Below are 1,930 nucleotides of genomic sequence, written 5' to 3'. Positions count from 1 at the left end.
CAGGCCATCCTATGGCCCAGGCCACGCCAACAACTGTACTCTGCGCCGATCACCTGAGCCCACAAGAATTCAGGAATTGCCTTGACGTAAGGCCTCTTCAGTGGTATAATATAAATCGCAGAGTGATGGTGTGGTGAAGTTTCAGGCAGGTCTGGCTCCAGTCTTTCCTCAAATGCCTGCTCCGGAATAATGGGCTCACTGGCCCAAGGATAACGTGTGGGATCGGTCAACTCTATCGTTCTAGTTTTGACTGAACCCCCAAGGAGGGATCAGTGATGGAGAGAAAGAAGGACCTTTTTGAGCAGGTGGAGCGATGGCTCGTGGTGGGCCTATTGACGTTGGCCATTCTCCTGGTGTTTGGCAGCGTGGCGCAGCGAAGCCAGCAACAACTGGCGCTTGAACCTACCTCTCTATTGCTTCCGCCTACAGTAACTTTGGAGCCATACCCGCCGCCAATACAAATGCCCCTACCCACAGAGACGCCAGAGCCATACCCGCCACCAACGCACACGCCTGCGCCCACTATATCCACCCCCACTGTGACCACCACCCCGACGCCTGTGCCGACGCCAACAGCCCTCATTTCCGGTTTGAAGATCGTCTGGGTTGAGGCACCCTTATACAATGGTGCGCGCGGCACTGCCACTGTGTGGATGGCAGATGTGGGGGATCTGGCAACCCGCACGGCTCTGTGCAACATAGAGGATTTGCCCGAGGGCGATCAATTGGCCTTAGCCAGCCTTTCACCAGATGGCAAGAAAATAGCCTACGTTACAGAACCACGGAAGCGCGGCCGCACTCCTTCGGAGAGCACTCCCCGAGTCATAGACCTGAGCAGCAAGTTGCAGCAGGTGCTATCGGGGCCCGTGCATGCCTACGTCCCAGTAGATGCTTACCCAATGTGGTCTCCGGATAGCCGGATACTTGCATATGCGAAGCTAGTGCCAAAGTCCGTCCTACCAATGGATGAGAAGGAGGAGGATCCATACAGGCCCGAGTTGCACATTATCGCCGCAGATGGCAGTTGGGACAAAGCGCTCATCGCTGAGGACACCGAGAGGCCCGCTCTGATTGGCTGGTCCGCAGATGGTAAGATACTGTACAGCCGCTTCACCCGCCAAGGGAAAGAGTTGTGGACAGTGGACGTCGCCGGAAATAGGGGTTTTATCACACTCATGCACACAGAGCCGGTGTATCTGCATCCGCAACTTTCCCCGGATCGCCAGGGGATAATCTTCTGCACATATAGCCCTTTAGGTATCTACGAGGGGCTGGTTTACCTATCTACTGATGGGCAGAAGAGGAAAAATATAGACTTTAATTTCGAAAAACCATGGAACCTTGGTGGTTGGGTATCGAACGATGAGATCATCCTGCATGTCGGGATGGCCAAATACAGGATTGTGAATGTGAACGATGGGACCCAACGGGACATTACTGTAGCTCGTCCTCCGGGGAATACTTCGTATTCCCTCTCACCCCCTACTTCCCGCGATCCCATTTTATCACCGGATGGTCAATGGCTGGTTCTTTACAACTATCATACCGGGGAAGTGGACCTCTTAAGGGTGAACACCGAGATCAGGATGCCGATCACCGATAATTGGTTCGTTTTTCTGGGGTGGCTTACAAAGGGATTCTGAATGACCATCGGTGAGATATACTACGAGAGAGGACAGGAGACATGAAAGATGCTGTGAATCGCTTGATAGAGGGTTTACCAGTTGTTGTGGTGGTACTGGCACTTGGTTTCGTGACCCTGCTCTTGTCGGCTGTCGTCCTGATGTCTACGGCACAACCTGTTTCAGGCCATCCTATGGCCCAGGCCACGCCAACAACTGTACTCTGCGCCGATCACCTGAGCCCACAAGAATTCAGGAATTGCCTTGACGTAAGGCCTCTTCAGTGGTATAATATAAATCGCAGAGTG

At 53.5% G+C, this 1,930-nt stretch carries 1 protein-coding gene; it reads left to right on the top strand.

Annotation, left to right across the window (positions count from 1 at the left end):
• Nucleotides 1-275 precede the first annotated feature (275 nt).
• On the top strand, nucleotides 276-1,643 hold the full coding sequence (locus H5T64_13470) for a PD40 domain-containing protein (GenBank protein ID MBC7265342.1): 1,368 nt from the start codon (nucleotides 276-278) through the stop codon (nucleotides 1,641-1,643).
• Nucleotides 1,644-1,930 lie beyond the last annotated feature (287 nt).

The organism is Chloroflexota bacterium (assembly GCA_014360825.1).
In the GTDB taxonomy this organism is placed as follows: Bacteria; Chloroflexota; Anaerolineae; order UBA2200; family JACIWT01; genus JACIWT01.
This window is presented reverse-complemented; position numbering and strand designations above follow the sequence as displayed.

Bases quoted from the DNA above. Each gene is read 5' to 3' on its own strand.
- H5T64_13470 (MBC7265342.1), top strand. From the start codon at position 276: ATGGAGAGAAAGAAGGACCTTTTTGAGCAGGTGGAGCGATGGCTCGTG.